This is a genomic window from Novosphingobium mathurense, from assembly GCF_900168325.1.
In the GTDB taxonomy this organism is placed as follows: Bacteria; Pseudomonadota; Alphaproteobacteria; order Sphingomonadales; family Sphingomonadaceae; genus Novosphingobium; species Novosphingobium mathurense.
Genome location: NZ_FVZE01000005.1, coordinates 69,165 through 88,785 on the forward strand (window position 1 = coordinate 69,165; position 19,621 = coordinate 88,785).

15 protein-coding genes are annotated in these 19,621 nt (G+C 64.7%); 9 read left to right on the plus strand and 6 right to left on the minus strand.

The window, feature by feature from the left end; all coding sequences use genetic code 11:
• Positions 1-36 precede the first annotated feature (36 nt).
• Together B5483_RS15210 and B5483_RS15215 are read left to right on the plus strand one after the other, a co-directional pair.
• Complete coding sequence (locus B5483_RS15210; RefSeq protein ID WP_079731043.1) at positions 37-1,671, plus strand: NAD(P)/FAD-dependent oxidoreductase; 1,635 nt, start codon at positions 37-39, stop codon at positions 1,669-1,671.
• A complete protein-coding gene (locus tag B5483_RS15215) occupies positions 1,668-2,858 on the plus strand; it encodes a BaiN/RdsA family NAD(P)/FAD-dependent oxidoreductase (protein ID WP_079731044.1) in 1,191 nt (396 codons plus the stop codon). The genes B5483_RS15210 and B5483_RS15215 overlap by 4 nt, the downstream gene beginning before the upstream one ends.
• Positions 2,859-2,907: 49 nt before the next feature.
• Here B5483_RS15215 and B5483_RS15220 read toward each other — a convergent pair whose 3' ends face one another.
• The 4 genes from B5483_RS15220 to B5483_RS15235 form a co-directional block, all read right to left on the minus strand.
• The gene (locus tag B5483_RS15220) at positions 2,908-4,095 is read right to left on the minus strand and encodes a hypothetical protein (protein WP_139384032.1); all 1,188 of its coding nucleotides are present in this window, start codon (positions 4,093-4,095) and stop codon (positions 2,908-2,910) included.
• A 93-nt stretch (positions 4,096-4,188) separates the two neighbouring features.
• On the minus strand, positions 4,189-4,863 hold the full coding sequence (msrA, locus tag B5483_RS15225) for a peptide-methionine (S)-S-oxide reductase MsrA (RefSeq protein ID WP_079731046.1): 675 nt from the start codon (positions 4,861-4,863) through the stop codon (positions 4,189-4,191).
• A gap of 107 nt (positions 4,864-4,970) precedes the next feature.
• A complete protein-coding gene (locus B5483_RS15230; protein WP_079731047.1) occupies positions 4,971-6,017 on the minus strand; it encodes a LacI family DNA-binding transcriptional regulator in 1,047 nt (348 codons plus the stop codon).
• Between the two features lie 87 nt (positions 6,018-6,104).
• The gene (locus B5483_RS15235) at positions 6,105-7,424 is read right to left on the minus strand and encodes an MFS transporter (RefSeq protein ID WP_079731048.1); all 1,320 of its coding nucleotides are present in this window, start codon (positions 7,422-7,424) and stop codon (positions 6,105-6,107) included.
• A gap of 517 nt (positions 7,425-7,941) precedes the next feature.
• Here B5483_RS15235 and B5483_RS15240 point away from each other — a divergent pair.
• Positions 7,942-12,684 (plus strand): NAD-glutamate dehydrogenase domain-containing protein, encoded by a 4,743-nt coding sequence (locus B5483_RS15240; protein ID WP_079731049.1) that lies wholly within the window; start codon positions 7,942-7,944, stop codon positions 12,682-12,684.
• A 66-nt stretch (positions 12,685-12,750) separates the two neighbouring features.
• Here the strand turns inward: B5483_RS15240 and B5483_RS15245 are convergent, their stop codons facing one another.
• On the minus strand, positions 12,751-13,212 hold the full coding sequence (locus tag B5483_RS15245) for an Lrp/AsnC family transcriptional regulator (protein WP_054944454.1): 462 nt from the start codon (positions 13,210-13,212) through the stop codon (positions 12,751-12,753).
• Positions 13,213-13,319: 107 nt separating this feature from the next.
• Here B5483_RS15245 and phhA point away from each other — a divergent pair, with 107 nt between their 5' ends.
• From phhA to B5483_RS15275, 6 genes are all read left to right on the plus strand, one after another.
• Positions 13,320-14,186, plus strand: a complete 867-nt coding sequence (phhA, locus tag B5483_RS15250; protein ID WP_054944453.1) for a phenylalanine 4-monooxygenase — start codon at positions 13,320-13,322, stop codon at positions 14,184-14,186.
• Positions 14,183-15,298, plus strand: coding sequence for a 4-hydroxyphenylpyruvate dioxygenase (hppD, locus tag B5483_RS15255; protein ID WP_079731050.1), 1,116 nt, complete (start codon positions 14,183-14,185; stop codon positions 15,296-15,298). The genes phhA and hppD overlap by 4 nt, the downstream gene beginning before the upstream one ends.
• Before the next feature lie 115 nt (positions 15,299-15,413).
• The gene (locus B5483_RS15260) at positions 15,414-15,983 is read left to right on the plus strand and encodes a VOC family protein (protein ID WP_054944451.1); all 570 of its coding nucleotides are present in this window, start codon (positions 15,414-15,416) and stop codon (positions 15,981-15,983) included.
• 14 nt (positions 15,984-15,997) lie between these two features.
• A complete protein-coding gene (maiA, locus tag B5483_RS15265; protein WP_079731051.1) occupies positions 15,998-16,633 on the plus strand; it encodes a maleylacetoacetate isomerase in 636 nt (211 codons plus the stop codon).
• Positions 16,634-16,809: 176 nt separating this feature from the next.
• Positions 16,810-17,730 carry a GGDEF domain-containing protein gene (locus B5483_RS15270; protein ID WP_079731174.1) on the plus strand — a complete coding sequence of 307 codons (921 nt, stop codon included), beginning with the start codon at positions 16,810-16,812 and terminating at the stop codon, positions 17,728-17,730.
• 35 nt (positions 17,731-17,765) lie between these two features.
• The gene (locus B5483_RS15275) at positions 17,766-18,332 is read left to right on the plus strand and encodes a phosphatase PAP2 family protein (protein ID WP_245829283.1); all 567 of its coding nucleotides are present in this window, start codon (positions 17,766-17,768) and stop codon (positions 18,330-18,332) included.
• 18 nt (positions 18,333-18,350) lie between these two features.
• Here B5483_RS15275 and B5483_RS15280 read toward each other — a convergent pair whose 3' ends face one another.
• Positions 18,351-19,613, minus strand: coding sequence for an N-succinylarginine dihydrolase (locus B5483_RS15280; protein ID WP_079731052.1), 1,263 nt, complete (start codon positions 19,611-19,613; stop codon positions 18,351-18,353).
• Positions 19,614-19,621: the final 8 nt, after the last annotated feature.

Sequence of the window (19,621 nt, forward strand, 5' to 3'; positions counted from 1 at the left end):
ATGGCATGCGGACGCTATCCCGTATAAGGCGTCGCCATGCTTCGCCTATCCGACCTGGCACTCCCTCTCGATCACAGTTCCGCCGAGCTCGAGCAGGCCGTCATCGACCGCCTTGGCATCGAACCGGCCGATCTTGAGCGCATGACCATCGTGCGCCGGGGCAACGATGCCCGCCGCAAGGCCGCGATCAAGCTGGTCTATTCGCTCGATGTCGTCCTGCGCAACGAGGCCGAGGTACTGGCCCGCTTCGCCGATGACCAGCACGTGCGCCCGACGCCGGACACGTCCTACAAGTTCGTGACCCATGCGCCTGCGAACTACGACGGTCCGCGGCCGGTCGTGATCGGCGCCGGCCCATGCGGGTTGCTGGCCGGGCTGGTGCTGGCGCAGATGGGCTTCAAGCCGATCATCGTCGAACGCGGCAAGGCTGTGCGCGAACGGACCAAGGACACCTGGGGCCTGTGGCGCCGCTCGGTGCTGAACCCGGAAAGCAACGTGCAGTTCGGCGAAGGCGGTGCGGGGACCTTCTCGGACGGCAAGCTCTACAGCCGCATCAAGGACCAGCGCCATCTTGGCCGCAAGGTTCTGTCCGAATTCGTCAAGGCGGGTGCGCCGGACGACATTCTTACCGAGGCGCATCCCCATATCGGCACCTTCCGCCTGGTGACGATGGTCATGTCGATGCGCGAGACGATCGAGAAGCTGGGCGGGGAATATCGCTTCCAGACCCGGGTCGAGGACTTCGAGATCGAACGGGACGCCGACGGCGAACGTCGCCTTGTTGGCCTGCATCTGTCGACCGGCGAATACCTTCCCGCGCGTCATGTGATCATGGCCGTCGGCCATTCCGCGCGCGATACCTTCTACAAGCTGCATGAGCGCGGCGTGCATGTCGAGGCGAAGCCCTTCGCCATCGGCGTGCGCATCGAGCATCCCCAAGGCTGGATCGATACCGCGCGCTACGGACCGAGTGCGGGCAACAAGATCCTGGGTGCAGCGGCCTATTCGATCTCGCACAAGTGTTCGAACGGGCGCGTGGTCTATTCGTTCTGCATGTGCCCGGGCGGGCGCGTCGTGGCCGCCACGTCCGAGGAAGGCCGCGTCGTCACCAACGGCATGAGCCAGTACTCGCGTGCCGAGTTCAACGCCAATTCCGGCATCGTCGTCGATATCAACCCGGAGCGCGACTATCCCGGCGATCCGCTGGCGGGCATCGCCTTCCAGCGCAAGTTCGAGGAACTGGCGTTCAAGGCGGGCGGCTCCAACTACAAGGCACCAGGCCAGAAACTGGGCGACTTCCTCGCCGGACGGTCCTCGACCGAATTCGGAGTCGTCACGCCCAGCTATCAGCCTGGCGTGCACCTGACCGACCTCAGCGAGTGTCTGCCCGACTATGTGATCGAATCCATTCGCGAGGCGCTGCCCGTGTTCGGTCGGCAGGTGCCGGGATACGATCATCCCGACGTCGTGATGACCGGCGTTGAAACGCGGACCTCCTCGCCGGTGCGGATTACCCGCGGACGCGACTACCAGAGCCTCAACACCCGCGGTCTCTACCCGGCAGGTGAAGGTGCCGGCTATGCGGGCGGCATCCTCAGCGCCGCGGTCGACGGCATTCGCGTGGCCGAGGCTCTGGCGCTCGAACTGGTGCCCGAGCCGGTTCCCGCGTGATCGACAGCTACGATGCAATCGTGCTCGGCGCAGGCGCGGCCGGGCTGTTCTGTGCTGCCACGGCGGGCCAGCGCGGGCGGCGCGTGCTGCTGCTCGACCATGCCGAGCAAGTGGGCAAGAAGATCCTGATTTCCGGCGGCGGGCGCTGCAACTTCACCAATATCCATACCGGATCCGACCGTTACCTGTCGCAGAATCCGCATTTCGCGAAGTCGGCGCTCAGCCGCTATACCGCGCAGGATTTCCTGGCGCTGGTGGAAAGCTACGGCATCGCCTGGCATGAAAAGACGCTGGGCCAGCTCTTTTGCGACCAGAGCGCCAAGCAGATCGTTGCGATGCTGCTGGAGGAATGCGCCAGAGGCGGTGTCGTGGTCCACTGTGGCGACGCCATCGGCGGCGTCGACCATGCCGACGGCGCCTACCGCGTGCGCTATGGCGATCACGAGGCCAGCGCGCCCGCTCTCGTGATCGCGACCGGCGGTCCGTCGATCCCGAAGATGGGGGCAAGTGGCTTCGCCTACGATCTGGCGCGCCAGTTCGGCCTCAAGGTCGTGCAGCCGCGCCCGGCTCTGGTGCCCTTGACCCTGCCGGGCGAAGATACGCTGTTCCGCGAGCTTTCGGGCGTGTCGACCGAAGTGATCGCCCGGATAGAGGGCAAGGGGAAGGGGGCTCCGGCCTTTCGCGAGGCGGCGCTGTTTACCCACCGCGGCCTTTCCGGCCCGGCGATCCTGCAGATCTCCAGCTATTGGCAGCGCGGGGATACCGTGACCACGCAGTTCGTGCCGGATCGCGCGGAAGGCTGGCTGAAGCAGGCCAAGCGCGATCGCCCCAAGGCGACCTTGCGCAAGCTGCTCTGCGAAGACCTCCCAGATCGCCTTTCCCAGGCGCTGTGCGACAGGCTCGGCCTTTCCGGCGATCTCGGCAACCTCTCCGACAAGGCGCTCGGCGCGGCGGAAGCGAAGCTGGCGCGCTGGCCCTTCGTGCCCGATGGCAGCGAGGGCTTCGCCAAGGCGGAAGTGACGGCCGGCGGAATCGATACGCGCGGAATTTCGTCCAAGACCATGGAAGCGCTGAAGGTGCCCGGCCTTTACGCGATCGGCGAGGCCGTCGATGTCACCGGTTGGCTGGGCGGCTACAATTTCCAGTGGGCCTGGGCGAGCGCGAGGGCGGCCGGGCTGGCGATCTAGTTCTGCCGGGAGGTGCACCTTTGGACTCCCCCGACCCATGCCTTCTGGTTCATTCGTCCAGCAACTTGCTCTGGATACTCTCGTGAGAGAACAGCCGTTCGACATGCTCGTCGTCCACGGTCAGGCCGGAAGTGAACTGGCCGTCGCCAAACAGGGCGGCGAGTTGGCCGATGCTTTTGAGGCCTGAAAGGTCGGAGCCATTCCAGGTCAGGCCATGGCGCAGGGCCGCGCGCTTCATTAGATCGCGGTGCATGGCGACGATTGCCGAGCGGGCAACGCATTCCTGCACGGTGACGGACTGGAAAATCCAGCCATCGCTCGTGCGAACGACATATTCGATGCTCACTGCGTGGCTCGGGTTGTCCTCGTCTGCGTATTCCAGGTCCTTGATGGCCAGGTACTGGCCTTCGGCTTCATTGAACGGGAACAGGCTGAGGAGTACGCGCCGGCTGTCCTTGGTCGAAACCTCGAATTGGCCGGTGTCGAGAAGGCGAACGGTCGTCGGGAGGAGCCCATCCTCGTGATAGGGGTTGGCCTGAAGGTAGCGGCCGGCCAGCCCCTCGGGCTTTGCCAGTCCGTCCAGCCTTCCCAAGGTGCCGGGTTGCAGGTTCACTCCGACCAGCGCGGGTGGCATCGAGTCCGGATCGAGCCGCAGTTCCTCGCCCGGCGCTGCGCGCGCGCCCGGCGCCAATAATATCGTACTGCGTTGCATGCTCAGGGCGCCAAGGAACTCGGGATCGCGAAACAGTGCCAGCACCGCATCGGCCGTAAGCGGGCTTTCGATCGTGGTGCCATCGCCAACATGCAGGCTCAGTCCGTGACGTGCGGCAATGCTGCGTGCGTAAGCCACGTTCTGGTCCGCGAACGGGGTCTCGCGGGACAGTTCGATCGTACTCATGCCCCATGCGCGCGACTTCAACCGTTCAAGCACTGCGTACTGAACCGTTTCCTCGTCCGTGTTCATCACGAAGAGGAAGGAGTCGGGCCCGGCAAGGGGGATCACCTGATTGTGCGTCGTTTCCGCGCCCTTGCGGTCGGTGACCCAGATGACGCCGCCGTTCTTGTCCCGGCGGAACAGGTCGTAGGCGATAGATGAGGGCGCATCGTCGATATTCAGGCGCTGGCCGAGCAGGTCAGCCGGCTGGACGAGGACGGAGCGCTCGAAATGCGGATTTTCACTCTGGAAGCATGCCGCCAACAACAAGGGCAGCATAGCGGTGCAAAGACGCCTGATCATGACGGCCCCCCGGCAGGTTTGATCGACCAGGGTTCTACCGCAGATTGCAGTGTGCTGCACGCTGTCAGATAAGTGGGCCGTTACGGCCCCTGTTCAGTTGCGGTATAGGCTGGGATATTCCTTGCGGAACGCGGCCAGCTTCGGCTTGTCCCACCGCACGATGTAGGGGTGCTGCGGGTTCTTGCGCATGAAGTCCTGATGATAGGCTTCGGCAGAATAGAAAGTCCCGCTTTCCAGCTTGGTGGCGATCGGTTTCGAGAAGCTCTTCGCCTTGCTTAGCTTGGCGATATAGGCTTCGGCGGTGGCACGCTGGGCGGCGTTCTGCGGGAAGATGGCAGAGCGGTAGCTGGGGCCGACATCGGGGTATTGGCGGTTCACCTGGGTCGGATCGTGGGCGACCGAGAAATAGATCTGCAGCAAGGTGCCGTAGCTGACCTTGGCCGGATCGTAGACGATCCGCACGGCTTCGGCGTGTCCGGTCTTCTCCGAGGAGACGTCGCCGTAGTTGGCCGTGCTCTTTGTCCCGCCGGCATAGCCCGAGGTGACGGACTTCACCCCGCGCACATGTTCGTAAAGCCCCTCGATGCCCCAGAAGCAGCCTCCGGCCAGAACCGCCACCTGATCGCTGCCCGGCACCGCCTTTTCAGCCGGGGGCGGGGGAATGCGGCTTGCCGCGCTGCTGCTTTCGGCGGGCAGCATGGTTCCGACTGCGAACGCAAGGGCACCTGCTCCTGCCAGCAGGACGACGGGGATGGGGCGAATAGCCATGGTTGCTTCTCCCGGTATCTGGGAACGCTGAACGATAGTCCGGCGCCACCCTTAGCGCCTGGAACCTGAACCTGCGCTAAAGCAACGGCTTGCGACCCGAAAAAAGGTCAGGCGGCCTTTCTGGTCGATTCGCGCACGATCAGTTGCGGTGCGTTGACGAGGTGGTCGGTATCTTCCCCGGAGATGCGCGCCTTGAGCTTGTCGACCAGCGCTTTTGCCCCCAGACCGATTTCCTGCCGGATCGTCGTGAGCGGCGGCATCGTCTGCGAGGCGAGCAGCAGATCGTCGAAGCCGACGATCTGCACGTCGTCGGGTACCTTGCGCCCGATCTGGTGCAGCACGCGCAGCGCCGACATCGCGATCAGGTCGGACGCTGCAAACAGGCCATCGGCCTTGCAGTCAGGCAAGGCCGCTTCGAGCTGGGGCCCCATCGTGGCCGCTGCAAGGTCGATAGGCAGGTGGACCAGAGGGATCCCCGCAGCTTCGGCAACGGCCTTGGCTGCCTCGTAGCGGGCCCTGATCTCGATGCCGGTCGTGACGCCGAGGAAGGCAAGGCTGCGCGCGCCGCGCGCGATCAGGTGTTCTGCGGCCATGCGGCCACCAAGGGCATTGTCGGTTCCGACCACGCAGTGCGTCTGTCCCGGGGTGCGATGTCCCCACACGGTCATCGGATGGTAATGTTCGGCGACGCTTTCGATGACGTCGAACTGGTCCGACTGGCCGATGACGATGACGCCGTCGACCATCCCCGAACCGGTCAACCGTTCCAGCCAGTCGGTCGTATCGTCGGGGATTACGCGGCGCAGCATGACGTCGTAGCCGCTTTCGGTCAGTTCGTCGGCGATTTGCCCGAGCAGGGTGAGGAAAAACGGATCGGAGACATGCTGACGCTTTTCGTGGCCGAGGGGGATCACCACGCCGATCAGGCCGGTCTTCTGCGAGCGCAGCTTGCTTGCCATCTGGTTGGGTCGGAAGCCGTGTTCGCGCGCCAGTGTCTGGATGCGATCGCGGGTCTCGGCATTGACCAGCGACTTGCCGGCCAGGGCGCGCGAAACCGTGCCGGCCGAGACGCCGGCGATGCGGGCCAGATCGGCTAGAGTGCGGACTTTCTGCTGTTCCCCGTTCTTGCCGGGGTGATTTTCGTTATTCTTCATATGTCCCCATTCCGGCCGCGGCTCTTACCACCAAGGGGGGCGGGCAGGAAGTTGCTTGTCATGGAGATGACTACTTATTCATAATCATTAACGAACCCTTGGCTTGCCACCTGCCGAAACGAACAGTGTCGCAATCGCGCCGAGCAGCATCAGCATCCCGGCCAGCATCAGCGCATTGCGTGAATCCCCACCGAGCAGGGGCGTGTAGATCAGGGGCATCGTCAGCGTTTCGATCAGCATGGGAATGACGATGAACATGTTGAAGATGCCCATGTAGATTCCATAGCGCTCGGGCGGGATGGAATCGGCGAGCATGACGTAAGTGTTGCCCATCATGCCCGCCCAACCCAGGCCGATTCCCAGCATGAGCGCGTAGAGCAGCGACGGCGAGCCGACGTTGGGGATTGCCAGCATGGCGAGGCCCGAGGCCGCAAGGCACGCGGCGTGAACGCTGCGTGCGCCCTGGCGGTTGACGATCGGGATCAGGGCGAGGGCGGCAAGGAAGGCGATGAAGTTGAAGAAGGCGCCCAATTGCTGCGCGGTCAGTATGCCCGAACGGAAACCTTCCGAACCGGGATCGGTGGTATTGTACAGCGAGCGCGACAGCGCGAAGGCGATGTACTGCCAGTATACGAACATCGCGTACCACTGGCACAGCATGGCCAGCGCGAGCTGGCGCATGGGGCGCGGCATCTGCCGGATGGCACTGCCGATCTCGCGCAAGGTGGCACCCGCGGTGAGCGGGGATTCTTCGATATGCGCGCGTTCTTCTTCGCTGAGCGGCAGCTCCGGCACGCGCCAGACGGAATAGACGATCGTCGTGATCGACAGGATCGCGCCGATCACGAAAGCGATGCGGATCACGATGGGAATGCCGTTGGGATCGAGCGCGTTGCGGTCGATCGCGGCGGTCAGCAGCGAAGGACTGAGATAGGACAGGGTCTGGGCCAGGCCGGTGAAGGCGCTCTGGGTTAGGAAGCCGGTCGGTCGCTGGTCGGACGCCAGGCGGTCCGCGACATAGGCGCGATAGGGCTCCATCGCGATGTTGTTGCCTGCATCCAGCAGCCACAGCATGCTCGCGGCAACCCAGAGCGTGGGCGAATAGGGCATGGCCAGAAGGCACAGCGAACAGATCACCGCGCCGATCAGGAAATAGGGCGTGCGGCGGCCGTAGCGCGATTGGGTGCGGTCGCTCATGGCGCCGATGATCGGCTGGACGACAAGGCCGGTGATCGGGCCGGCCAGCCAGAGCAGCGGCATGATTGCCTCGCTGGCGCCGAGGATGCCGTAGAAGGGCCCCATGTTCGCCTGCTGCAGGCCGAAGCTGAACTGCAGGCCGAAGAAGCCGACGTTCATCTCGACAATGCGAGCGAGCGGCAGGCGCGGCCTGTGCTGCGCGATCGACATGGGCCTTTCTCCGCTGCTGGAGGCGCTCGACATCGCTTGACCGGACCATGGCTCGCACAATCGGCCTCGTCCTGCAAATCGATTGGGCATATCTGTGTGCCAAGTGCATGAAATTTCTTGTGCTCTGCAGGGATCCACGAATTGCGACGGTCTGCCGCGCCGGGATTACCATGCATCGAAAAGGGCAGCTTCGGGCGTGCCGGGCGCGAATGGCTGGCGGAGGTGGAACCCCATGATCTCGCGTCGGGGGCGGTAATTTCGACATTACATGCTGAAGAATGATTATTGTTCTTCGCGGTAATTTCGTTACATGCGTGACAGAGGATATTCCCTGTGTGGACGAGCCATCGGGTCGCAACCAAGCGTATAAAAAACCATTTAAAAATAAGGCTGTCGCGCGGGAAAGGCGAAGGCGGCTGATGCCAGAAAGCAATTCCGGGCCTATAACAACGATTGTCGAGTCGGACCCTCCGGCGAGGGCAAGTTCCGATCCCGACAGCAAATCGCGGAGAAGGAAATGAGTGCAGGCGAAGTGGCCGTAACCGGCAAGGGACGGTCGAGGCAGTCTTCCAAAGGCGCATTCGGGCAGCTGGAGGAAGTGATTGCGGATCGCATTCGCGACTCGCTGCTACCGGTCGACGGACCCGCGGACGCCTCGTGGATCGAGGATGCCGCGCGCAGCCTTCTCGAAGCAGCCGCCAACCGCCCCACCGGCGAACCGGTGGTCGATCTCACTTCCGCGAGCGACGAACGGCGCTACTTGCGCATTGCCCTGATCAACGACGACATGCCGTTCCTTGTGGACTCGGTCGCCGCGGCGATTGCCGATGCCGGACTTGTCATCGATCGTCTGGCCCACCCCGTGCTGTCGGTGAAGCGCAACGCCAAGGGCAAGCTCGAGGACCTTCCCGGACTGGACGCTCCGGGCACCGTGCGCGAATCGATGATCTACATCGAGACCGCGCGCGTGGATGCCCGCCAGCGCCGCGCCCTCATTCGCTCGCTCGAATCCACCCTGGCCGATGTGCGCAGCGCGGTGAAGGACTGGCCGCGCATGGTCGAAGCCATGACCATCGATGCCGAGCAGGTCGACGATGCCGAAGGCGCCGCGCTGCTGCGCTGGTTCGCCGGCGGGATGCTCACCCAGCTGGGGCATGTCACGCGCCGGCGCGACGGCACCCATGGCCAGTTGCTGGGCGTCTGCCGTCGCGCTACCCGCGATATCCTGTCGGCCTCGAGCTACGATCAGGCCTTCGCCGAGTTCGACCGACAGGTCGAGGCGGGCTCCATCGTGTCGCCGATGGTGATCAAGGCCAACCGCATGGCCACCGTGCACCGCCGCGTGCCGATGGACCTGTTCATCGTCCCGGTCATCGACGAGGGCAGGGTCACTGCGCTTTCCGTTCATGCCGGGATATGGACGAGCGCCGCGCTCGCGGCCCCTCCGGGCGATGTTCCGCGCCTGCGCGTGCTGCTGACGGGCCTTGCCGGCAAGCTCGGCCTCGATCCGATCGGCCATACCGGCAAGGCGCTTGCCCATGCCCTGACCAGCCTGCCGCATGACCTCGTCCTCGGGCTTGGTGCCTATGACGTGGAGCGGCTGGCGACCACGATGACCGGGCTGGTGGACCGCCCGCGGCCACGCCTGCTGATCACCAGCGCACCGCTTTCGCGTCACCTCTTCGCGTTCGTCTGGCTACCGCGCGATATGGTCTCGACTCAGATGCGCCGCCGCATCCAGTCGATGATCGAGGAAGCGGCCGAAGCTCCGACCATCGACTGGAGCCTGCAGGTCGAGGCGGGCAACCTGGCGATGATGCGCTTCACGCTCGACATTCGCGAAGGCGCCGGCGCGCTCGATGAGGAAGCGCTCGACCAGCACTTGCAGGTCATGCTGCGCGGCTGGGGCGAAGCGGTCGAGGCGGTTCTCGCGCAGGGCATGGACCCGGCGCGAGCGGCGGCCGTCGCCGGGCGCTATGCCGATGCCTTCCCGCTGTCCTACCGCACCGATTACGGCCCTGCCGAAGCCGCGCTGGACATCTCGCACATGCGCAAGGTGGTTGTGGGCGAGGCGGCGGAAGGCGAGCATCGCCATGGCATGCGCGACGCGCGACTCTATCGCCATGCCAGCGACGATGCCGCGCACCTGCGCCTCAAGGTCTATCAGGCGGAGGGCAGCCTGCCGCTGTCCGATGCGGTGCCCGCGCTTGAGAACTTCGGCTTCCGCGTGCTTGCCGAGGTCCCCACGCCGCTGGAAAGCGGGCGCATCGGCACGATCCACGATTTCACGCTGGCGCTACCGGTCGGCCGCAATGCCGAAGAGGTTCTCGGCCTTGGCGGGATGATCGAGGATGCGCTGTGCGCGGTCCTCAACAACGAGAGCGAGAACGATGCGTTCAACCGCCTCGTACCGATGCTCGGCCTGTCCAAGCGCGAGACCAACTGGCTGCGCGCTTGGTATCGCTACTTGCGTCAGGGCGGCACCCATTTCGGCATCGCCACCGTGGTTGACGCGCTGCAGGGCGCGCCGCGGGTGACGACGGCGATCATCGCGCTGTTCCGCGCCATTCACGATCCGCAGTTCGAAGGCGACAGGGAGCAGGCGACGCAGGAGGCGGAAGACCGGATCCGCGAAGGCTTGGCCGATGTCGTCGCGATCAACGATGACCGGTTGCTGCGCGCCTACCGCGATCTCGTGCTGGCGATGCAGCGCACCAATGCCTTTGCCCATGCCGGGCAACTCGCGCTGGCCTTCAAGTTCGATTCCGCGCTCGTTCCCGGCCTGCCCAAGCCGCTGCCGTGGCGCGAGATCTTCGTCTATTCGCGCCGGGTCGAAGGCATCCATTTGCGCGCCGGACCGGTGGCGCGCGGCGGCCTGCGCTGGTCCGATCGCCGCGATGACTACCGCACCGAGATCCTCGGGCTGATGAAGGCGCAGCGCGTCAAGAACGCGGTTATCGTGCCGACCGGGGCCAAGGGCGGCTTCTATCCCAAGCAGCTTCCCGATCCCGCGCTCGACCGGGCAGGATGGGCCGCCGAGGGGCAGGGCTGCTACGAGGTGTTCATCGCCACCCTGCTTTCGGTGACCGACAACATCGTCAGGGACAAGGTCGTCCATCCCCAGGATGTGGTGATCCTCGACGGCGAAGACCCCTACTTCGTCGTCGCTGCCGACAAGGGCACCGCCAAGTTCTCCGACGTTGCCAACGGCATCGCGGAATCACGCGACTTTTGGCTCGACGATGCTTTCGCCAGCGGCGGGTCCAACGGCTACGACCACAAGGCCATGGGTATTACCGCCCGCGGCGCTTGGCTCTCGGTGCGCCGCCATTTCCTCGAAATGGGCGTCGACGTGCAGAGTGAGCCGGTGCGCGTCATCGGCTGCGGCGACATGTCGGGTGACGTCTTCGGCAACGGCATGCTGCTGTCCAGGGCGATCAAGCTGGTTGCCGCCTTCGATCACCGGCACATCTTCTTCGATCCCGATCCGGACCCGGCAAGCAGCTGGGCGGAGCGCAAGCGCATGTTCGACCTGCCGCATTCGAGCTGGGACGACTATGACAAGTCTCTGATTTCCAAGGGTGGAGGGGTCTTCCCGCGCAAGCTCAAGTCGATTCCCCTCTCGCCCGAAATGCGCGCTGCACTGGGCGTCGACGCCGAGGCGCTCGACCCGGATTCGCTGATCACGGCGATCCTCTCCAGCCAGGCTGACCTTCTGTGGTTCGGCGGCATCGGTACCTATGTGAAGTCTGCAGGCGAAAACAACGTCGCTGTGGGCGATCCGGCCAATGACACACTGCGCGTCAATGCGGCCGACCTGCACGTCAAGGTCATCGGCGAGGGCGCCAACCTCGGCGTGACGCAGGCGGGACGCATCGAGTTCGCGGCGCGCGGCGGGCGTATCAACGCCGACTTCATCGACAATTCGGCAGGCGTCGACTGCTCGGACAACGAGGTCAACATCAAGATCGCGCTCGCGGCGGCGCGCCGGTCGGGCAAGCTCTCGGAAAGGAAGCGCAACGAACTGCTGCGCGAGATGACCGATGAAGTGGCCGAGCTGGTGCTGGAGGACAACCGCCTCCAGGCCCTCGCGCTGTCGATCGCCCAGCGCGGCGGGGCCTCGGCCATGCCGTCGCACATCCGCCTGATCGAGATGCTGGAGGAAAGCGGTAATCTCGACCGCCGGACCGAGGGGCTGGCCGAAAACGACCTGCTCCAGCGTCGCGCGCTCGATGGGCAGGGGCTCACCCGCCCCGAGCTGGCCGTGCTGCTTTCCAGCGGCAAGCTGGTGCTGCAGGACGCCATCGAGCAGAGCGACCTGGCCGCCGATCCCAGCCTGACCGACCTGTTGCTGGGGGCCTTCCCGGAACCGATGCAGGACAGGTTCGCGCGCTTCATCAAGGGCCATCGCCTGGCGCGTGAGATCATCGCGACCAAGCTGGCCAACCGCATCGTCAATCGCCTCGGCATCGTCCATCCCTTCGAACTGGCCGAAGAGGAAGGGGTGGGACTGGCGCAGATCGCAGCGGCCTTTGCCCTTGCGGTCCAGCTCTTCGATCTCGAAACGCTCTGGGAGCGGCTGGAAATCGCGCCGATGTCCGAAGATGCGCGCCTGCTGCTCTTCGACCGGGTCGCGGTTGCCACGCGCGGTCATATGGCCGACCTGCTGCGCGCCGGGGCCGGACAGGTCCCGCCGCACGAGTTCTACGACCGCATCGGCAAGCATGTCGCCGCGCTTGGCGTCGGCACGCAGGCCCTGCTGGGCGAGCGGACCCTGGCCCATTCGCAGCGGCTGCGTGCCGCGCTGCTGGAACGCGGCGCACCGGAGGCGGAGGCCACGGCCGTGGCGCACCTGTTCGATCTCGACGGTGCGGTCGGCATTGCCGAACTGGCCGACAGTACCCGGATCGATCCGCGCAAGCTGGTCAACGCCTTTACCCGGATCGGTACCGGCCTCGGCCTCGACTGGGCGCAGTCGAGTGCGGCGATCATGAACCCTTCGGATCCCTGGGAGCGCCTGCTGGTTGCCGGGCTCGCCCGCGATTTCCAGCAGATGCGCCTTGAGTTCCTGCGCTCGCTGGCGCGCAGCAAGGTGGGCAAGTCCGATCCGATCGCTGCAGTCGAGGAATGGGGCCGCCACCACCGGACCTCGATCGGCACGTTCCGGGCTACCGTGGCGCGGGCGGAGAATACCGCCCCGATCACCCCGGCCATGCTGGCCCAGATCGCCAGCCAGGCCCGCAACCTGCTGGGACGCTGAAGAGCGGTCCCGATGTTCGCCGTCGCCCCGGATCGGATCCGGGGGGCGGCCATCGATCGACTCCGCTCAGTCCAACGGCATCGCGCGCGTTTCCTTGATCGTCTCGAGGACGATGATCGACTTCACGTCGCGTACGCCGGGAATGCGCAGCAGCGACTTGAGCGTGATCTGCGAGAGGTGCTCCACGTCGCGGGCGATGACGTGAACGAGGTAGTCCATGTCCCCGGTCACCGCATGGCAGGCAATGACATAGGGATTGTCCTGGATCGCCTGCTCGAAGCGCGAGATGTTGTCGTCGCTATGGGCGTCGAGGTTGATCAGCACATAGGCGTCGAGTTCGAAGCCGAGCTTTCGTGCATCGAGGATCGGCTGGTAGCCGACGATCACCCCGTCGTCCTCCAGCCGCTTGATCCGGCGGCTGACCGGGGTGGCGGAAAGGGCCGTGCGTTCCGCGACTTGCGCCACGGGCATGCGCGCATCGATCTGGAGCGACTGGACGATCTTGCGGTCGAATTCGTCAAGAGGCACGAATCACCTATAAAAGTGGATTTTTATGGAGGAATCTACTAATATCACAGCTATGCCATATGACAATCGCACGAATATGAAGCGAAGTCCGTGGTATTATCCACGCTATGAAGAAGCCCAGCACGGATACCAGCGCCAGCGGCCTTCGTGGCGAGTACGAAGGGGCCTGCGACGATTATACCGTCGGACAGGACTGGCACGCCTACACCCCGCAGATGCACGAGCGTTGGCGGCGGCTTCATGCGCGCCAGTCGGCCCTGACCGACCGCTATGCCTGCCGCTCGTTTCGCGAGGGCCTGGCCCGGCTCGATTGCGCCGACGGTATCCCGCGCTTTGAAGACGCCAACGCCATCCTCGGTCCTGCAACCGGCTGGCAGCTCGTCGCGGTACCCGGCTTCATTCCCGATGCCGTCTTCTTCGATCATCTGGCCCACCGCCGCTTTCCGGTAACGCGCTGGATCCGCGAGGAGCACGAGCTGGACTATCTGGTCGAGCCGGACGTGTTCCACGATTTCTTCGGCCATGTGCCGATGCTGCTCGATCCCGCGATTGCCGACTTCCTCGAACTCTACGGCAAGGCCGGCGAGCGGGCGATGGCGATGAACGCGCTGCCGATGCTGGCCCGCATCTACTGGTACACCATCGAATTCGGCCTCGTGCGCGAAGGCGATGAACTGCGCGTGTTCGGCGCGGGCATCATCTCGTCGCACAGCGAGACCGTCTATTCGATCGACGATCAAGGCGTCCTGCGCCTGCCGTTCGATCCGGTCCGGGTCATGCGCACCGGCTACATGATCGACGATTTCCAGAAGACCTACTTCGTGCTCGAAAGCCTGCCCCAGCTCATCAACGACCTGGTCGGCCTCGATTTCGGGCCCGTCTACGAACAGTGGCGCGATGCGCCTGCGCTGCCGGCGGGTGAATGCCTGCCCGGCGAAGCTCCCTACAATCCGAAACGCGAGATGACCCCATGACGACCCAGTCCCCCACCGACCTGTTCGACAATCCCATCGGCCTCGACGGCTTCGAGTTCGTCGAATTCTCCGCGCCCGAGAAAGGCGTGCTGGAGCCGGTGTTCGAAGCCATGGGGTTCACCAAGATCGCCCGCCACCGCTCGAAGGACGTGGAACTTTGGCGCCAGGGCGAGATCAACTTCATCACCAATTACGAGCCGCACAGCCCGGCATGGTTCTTCAGTCGCGAGCATGGCCCGAGCGCCTGCGGCATGGGTTTCCGCGTGCGCGATGCGCGCAAGGCCTATGAAGAACTGCTCGCCCGCTCGGCCGAGCCGGTGCAGGTCGCGACCGGTCCGATGGAACTGCACCTTCCCGGCATCCGTGGCATCGGCAACTCGATCATTTATCTCATCGACCGCTACGAGCGTGACGGCGATGGCGCGCTGTCGATCTACGACATCGACTTCGAATACCTGCCCGGCGTCGAACGGCACCCCGAAGGCGCAGGCTTCGACCGCATCGACCACCTGACGCACAACGTCTACGGCGGTCGCATGGCCTATTGGGCGGATTATTACGAGAAGCTCTTCAACTTCCGCGAAATCCGCTACTTCGATATCAAGGGTGAGTACACGGGCCTTACCTCGAAGGCGCTCACTGCGCCCGACGGCAAGATCCGCATTCCGCTCAACGAGGAAGGCGAGGGCGGCAAGGGCCAGATCGAGGAATTCCTGCGCCAGTTCAATGGCGAGGGCATCCAGCACATCGCGCTGATTACCGATGATCTGGTGAAGGCCTGGGACCGCCTGAAGGCGCTGGGCGTACCGTTCATGACTGCGCCGCCCGAGACTTATTACGAGATGCTCGAAGAACGCCTGCCCGGTCACGGTCAGCCCGCCGGTGAACTCAAGGCACGCGGCATCCTGCTCGACGGTACCACCGAAGGCGGCAGTCCGCGCCTTTTGCTGCAGATCTTCGCCGAGGCGCAGGTCGGACCGATCTTCTTCGAGTTCATCCAGCGCAAGGGTGACGAAGGCTTTGGCGAAGGCAACTTCAAGGCCCTGTTCGAATCCATGGAGCGCGACCAGGTCCGCCGCGGCGTGCTCAAGGTGGAAGAACCGGCCGAGTAACACCCCTGGGGCCAGCGCGTCGGCGCCCGATGCGCGGCCCTTCAAGGCCTGCCGGACCGAAATCCGTTCCGGGTCGCCGGTCCGGCAGGTTCAAGAAGATGCGGAGAGCGAGACGATGACTGAAGGCCAGATTGCGAACGGCGCGCCCCGACTGGGGGGCATCCACCACGTCGCCTATCGTTGCCGGGACGCGAAGGAGACGGTCGAGTTCTACCGCGATGTCATGGGCATGGATTTCATGCTCGCCATCGCCGAGGACAACGTGCCTTCCACGGGCGAACCCGATCCCTACATGCACATCTTCATGGATGCCGGTGGCGGCAACGTGCTGGCCTTCTTCGAACTGCCCAACGCGCCCGACATGGGCCGTGACGAGTCGACCCCTGCCTGGGTGCAGCACATCGCCTTCAAGGTCGACAGCGAGGAAGACCTCATGGCCGCCAAGGCACGGGCCGAGGGCCATGGGCTGGAAGTCGTCGGGCCGACGCATCATGGTGTCTTCAAGTCGATCTATTTCTTCGACCCCAACGGCCATCGCCTTGAACTGGCGTGGCAGTTCGGTACCCCCGATCAGATGAAGCGCCTCAACGACGTGGCCGAGGACATGCTGGAGGAATGGTCGCGCACCAAGAAGGCGCCGCGTCATGCCGCCTGGCTGCACGAAAAGATCGCACAGGAAAGCTGAAGGGGCGAGCCGGGATGCGTCTCTACTCCTACTACCGCAGTTCGACGAGCTATCGCCTGCGCATCGCCCTCAACCTGAAAGGGCTGGAGTACGAAATCGTGCCGGTAAACCTGCTCAAGGCAGAGCAGCGTGGCGAGGACTTCCGCAGGATCAATCCCTTTGCCGGTGTACCTGCGCTTGAGGCCGATGGCCGGGTCTATGCGCAGTCGATGGCGGTGCTCGAATGGCTCGATGAGCGTTATCCAGACCGGCGCCTGCTGCCGGTGGACGTCGAGGACCGCTTCGTCATGCGCGAACTGGCCATGGCCATCGCGACCGAGCTGCACGCCCCGCTCAATCTTCCCGTGCTCCGGTACCTCAAGACCGAACTCGGCCATTCGCAGGAAGAGATCGACACCTGGTACCGTCACTGGCTGGAAAAGACCCTTGTCCCGCTGGAGGCGAAACTGGCGGCGCGCGGATCGGGTGATTTCCTGTTCGATGCACCCGGCCTGTTCGAATGCGTGCTGGTGCCCCAGCTCTACAATGCGCGCCGGTTCGACTTCGAACTGACAGCAATGCCGCATATGTCCCGGATCGAGGCGGCGTGCCTTGCTCACCCCGCCTTCGTGGCCGCTCATCCCGACAATCAGCCGGATTGCCCGGCCTGACCTTGTGGGGCTTTTTTTCGGCGCCATGACGTCAGACCACTAAGGTCGTTTACTTAGAATTAGTCATAGTGTGTACATTAGTGCGCATGACTTCGAGACGCCAAACGGAACGGAGATGGGCCCGCCATGATGTGCATGGCCTGCAGCACTCCTACCTTTTCCGCGTTTCGCCGCGCATGGCCTGGGCGATTGTCGTCGCGATGCTCGCATTGGTCGCGAGCATCGAAGCCAACTCTTCTCCCGCAATGTGGTTCGGCCCCATTTACCTTGCGATCATGGCTTTTGCTGCATGGTCGCTCAATTCACTGGTAGCGGTTGCCATCGGCCTCGGCATTCTCGGCGCTCGACTTGCAACAGGTGAATTGGCTGTCGCTGCAAGCACCGGGCCTGCCGGCACGCCCAATCTGGCGGTGCGCGTGCTGGGAATCATGATCGTGGTGCTCGTCATCGGTGCGGCGCGCAAGGCTTGCGAGCGGGAGTGGCGCGCGGCCCGGATCGATTCGCTGACCGGGGCATGGAACCGCTCGGCCTTCTTCGAAATCCTGCGCAAGAACCAGCATCGCGGCGGCTGGCATGCGTTGATCTACGCCGACCTCGATGGCCTCAAGCGGGTCAACGACGAGGAAGGCCACGCGCAAGGGGACGAGAACCTCAAGGTCTTCGCTGAAACCGTGCGCAAGACCATCCGCAAGGGCGACGTCTTCGCCCGCATGGGCGGTGACGAGTTCGTCATCTTCATGAAGCTGAAGGACAAGGATGCCGGTACCGCCGTCGCGAACCGGCTCGATACGGCCCTCAACACCGAGTTCGGCGAGAGCCGCTTCCACTTGTCCTGCAGCCTTGGCATTCTTCTTTTGCCCGAAGGTTCGACCTCCATCGACGGCGAACTGCGCGCGGCGGATGAACTGATGTACATGGCCAAGAAGTCGCGCTCCGGCGTGCTCGTGTCGACAGCCTGTGAAAGCGGCGGCAGGATCGAGTTTTCACCGTGCCCGATCGCAAAGGAGGTGCCTCGCGACGACACCGTGGTCAGACAAGCCGACAGGGCACACACGAGCGAGCCATGCATGACACCGGATACCCACGCCGTCGCCTGACTGCGGAACGGCGCCGCGCATGGCGTCTTGCACAGGTGACCCTACAGGCCCTCCTGCACAGATCCCCGGATGTCCTCGGGCTTGCCTTCGTCGCCGTACTGGCAACGAGCGCAACACCGGCGTGGGCGGGTGACGGCACATGGCGCGATATCGGCAATGTCGGGCGCGATGTGCTGGTGGCGGCCGCATTGGGCGTTCCCCTTGCCCGGGGCGATACCGCCGGGGCGCTTCAGGCGGGGGGCAGCCTGGGCTCGGCAGAAATCGTATCGCTGGGGCTCAAGGAAGCCTTTCCCGAGACACGGCCGGACGGCAGCGACCGCAAGAGCTTCCCGTCCGGTCATACCGCCATTTCCTTTGCCAGCGCGGCGACCCTGCAGAACCGCTACGGCTGGAAGGTCGGCCTGCCCGCGCAAGTGCTGGCCGCGATGGTCGGCGTGTCGCGCGTGAAGGCGGACAAGCATCACTGGTATGACGTTCTGGCCGGGGCCGCGATCGGCGAGACTGCAGGGTTCCTGATCACCTCGCGCCGGGACGAGCGAGTGCGCGTCATGCCCTGGGGCGATACCAGCAGCGCCGGCGTTTCCGTTTCCGCCCGGTTCTGAGCGCGGCTTCCCGCCCGCTCAGAACCCGTCGCGATCCAGTTCCTGCAGGCCCAGTTCGGCGCATAGGGCAGAGCGTGCGGCCACAAGTTCCTCCCACAGCGCGGGTGAGGACAGATCCTCCACCGCGAGCTGTTCGGGCCAGTGCCTGCCGACGAGCGCCTCTATCGCCGTCAGATTTTCCGGCGTTGCGATGAAGCGCGGGTCGACCGTCGCTGGATCGGCGACCACGCGCAGGCGCAGGCAGGCGGGGCCGCCGCCATTGGCCATCGACTCGCGCAAGTCATGCACGAAGAGGTGCCGGATCGGCCCGTTGCCCGCGACATGGGCTTCCAGCCATTGCCACACGGCGGGCGTTTCGCGCGCCTCGCCGGGCAGGACCAGAGCCATTTCCCCCGAAGGCAGCGTCACGAGCTGGGCGTTGAACAGGTAGGAGGTGATCGCATCGGCGAGGCTCACGGCGCTTGCCGGCACTTCGACGATCTCTATTTCGGGGAGCTTGTCGCGCAGCTCGGCATAGAGCCCATCACGATCGGCGAAGGCCTGTTCGTGGGTGAACAGGACCCGCTCGTTGGCGACCGCGACAACGTCGTTGTGGAACGCGCCTGCAGCTATCGCAGCCTCCGACTGGAGCGCCAGCACCGTGCGTTCCAGGGAAAGCCCGTGCAGACGCGCGATCGCGGCGCTGGCCTCGCGGTGTTGGCGCGCCGGGAAGGGGCCGCCGCTTTCGCCATAGACGAAGACCTCGATCCCGGGGCGGTCATGGCTCGCACACAGCCGCATGTGATTGGCCGCGCCTTCATCGCCGAAGGGGGCCGGGACCGGCGCGTGAACCGCAAAGTGCGCTTCGTCGGCGAAGGCGATCTGCAATTGCGCCAGCGTCTCGCGCCATTCGTGGCTGCGGTGGGGCATCGTGACCAGATTGGCCACGGTCAAGTGGCAGCGCCCGTCGGCGGTGTCCGGGCCGGGAGAGACGGTGGCAGCGTTCGCCGCCCACATCGACGAGGCGGACAGGGCATTGGCGCGCAAGGGCGCGCTGGCCGAAGCCATGTCGGTGCCGAGCTGACGCAACCAATCTTCGTCCGGGCGACGTTGCGGCAGGAAGAAGCCCTGCGCCAGTCCGCGGTCGAGGTTCGCGCGCATCTTGGCCAGGCCCTGCAGCGCCGCGGCGCGGGGCCGCGCGATCTTGCCGGCGTTTTTCGCGGAAGCGAGGTTGCCGAGGCTCAGGCCGGCATAGTTGTGGCTGGGCCCGACAATTCCATCGAAGTTGATTTCCGTCAGCATCAGATCAC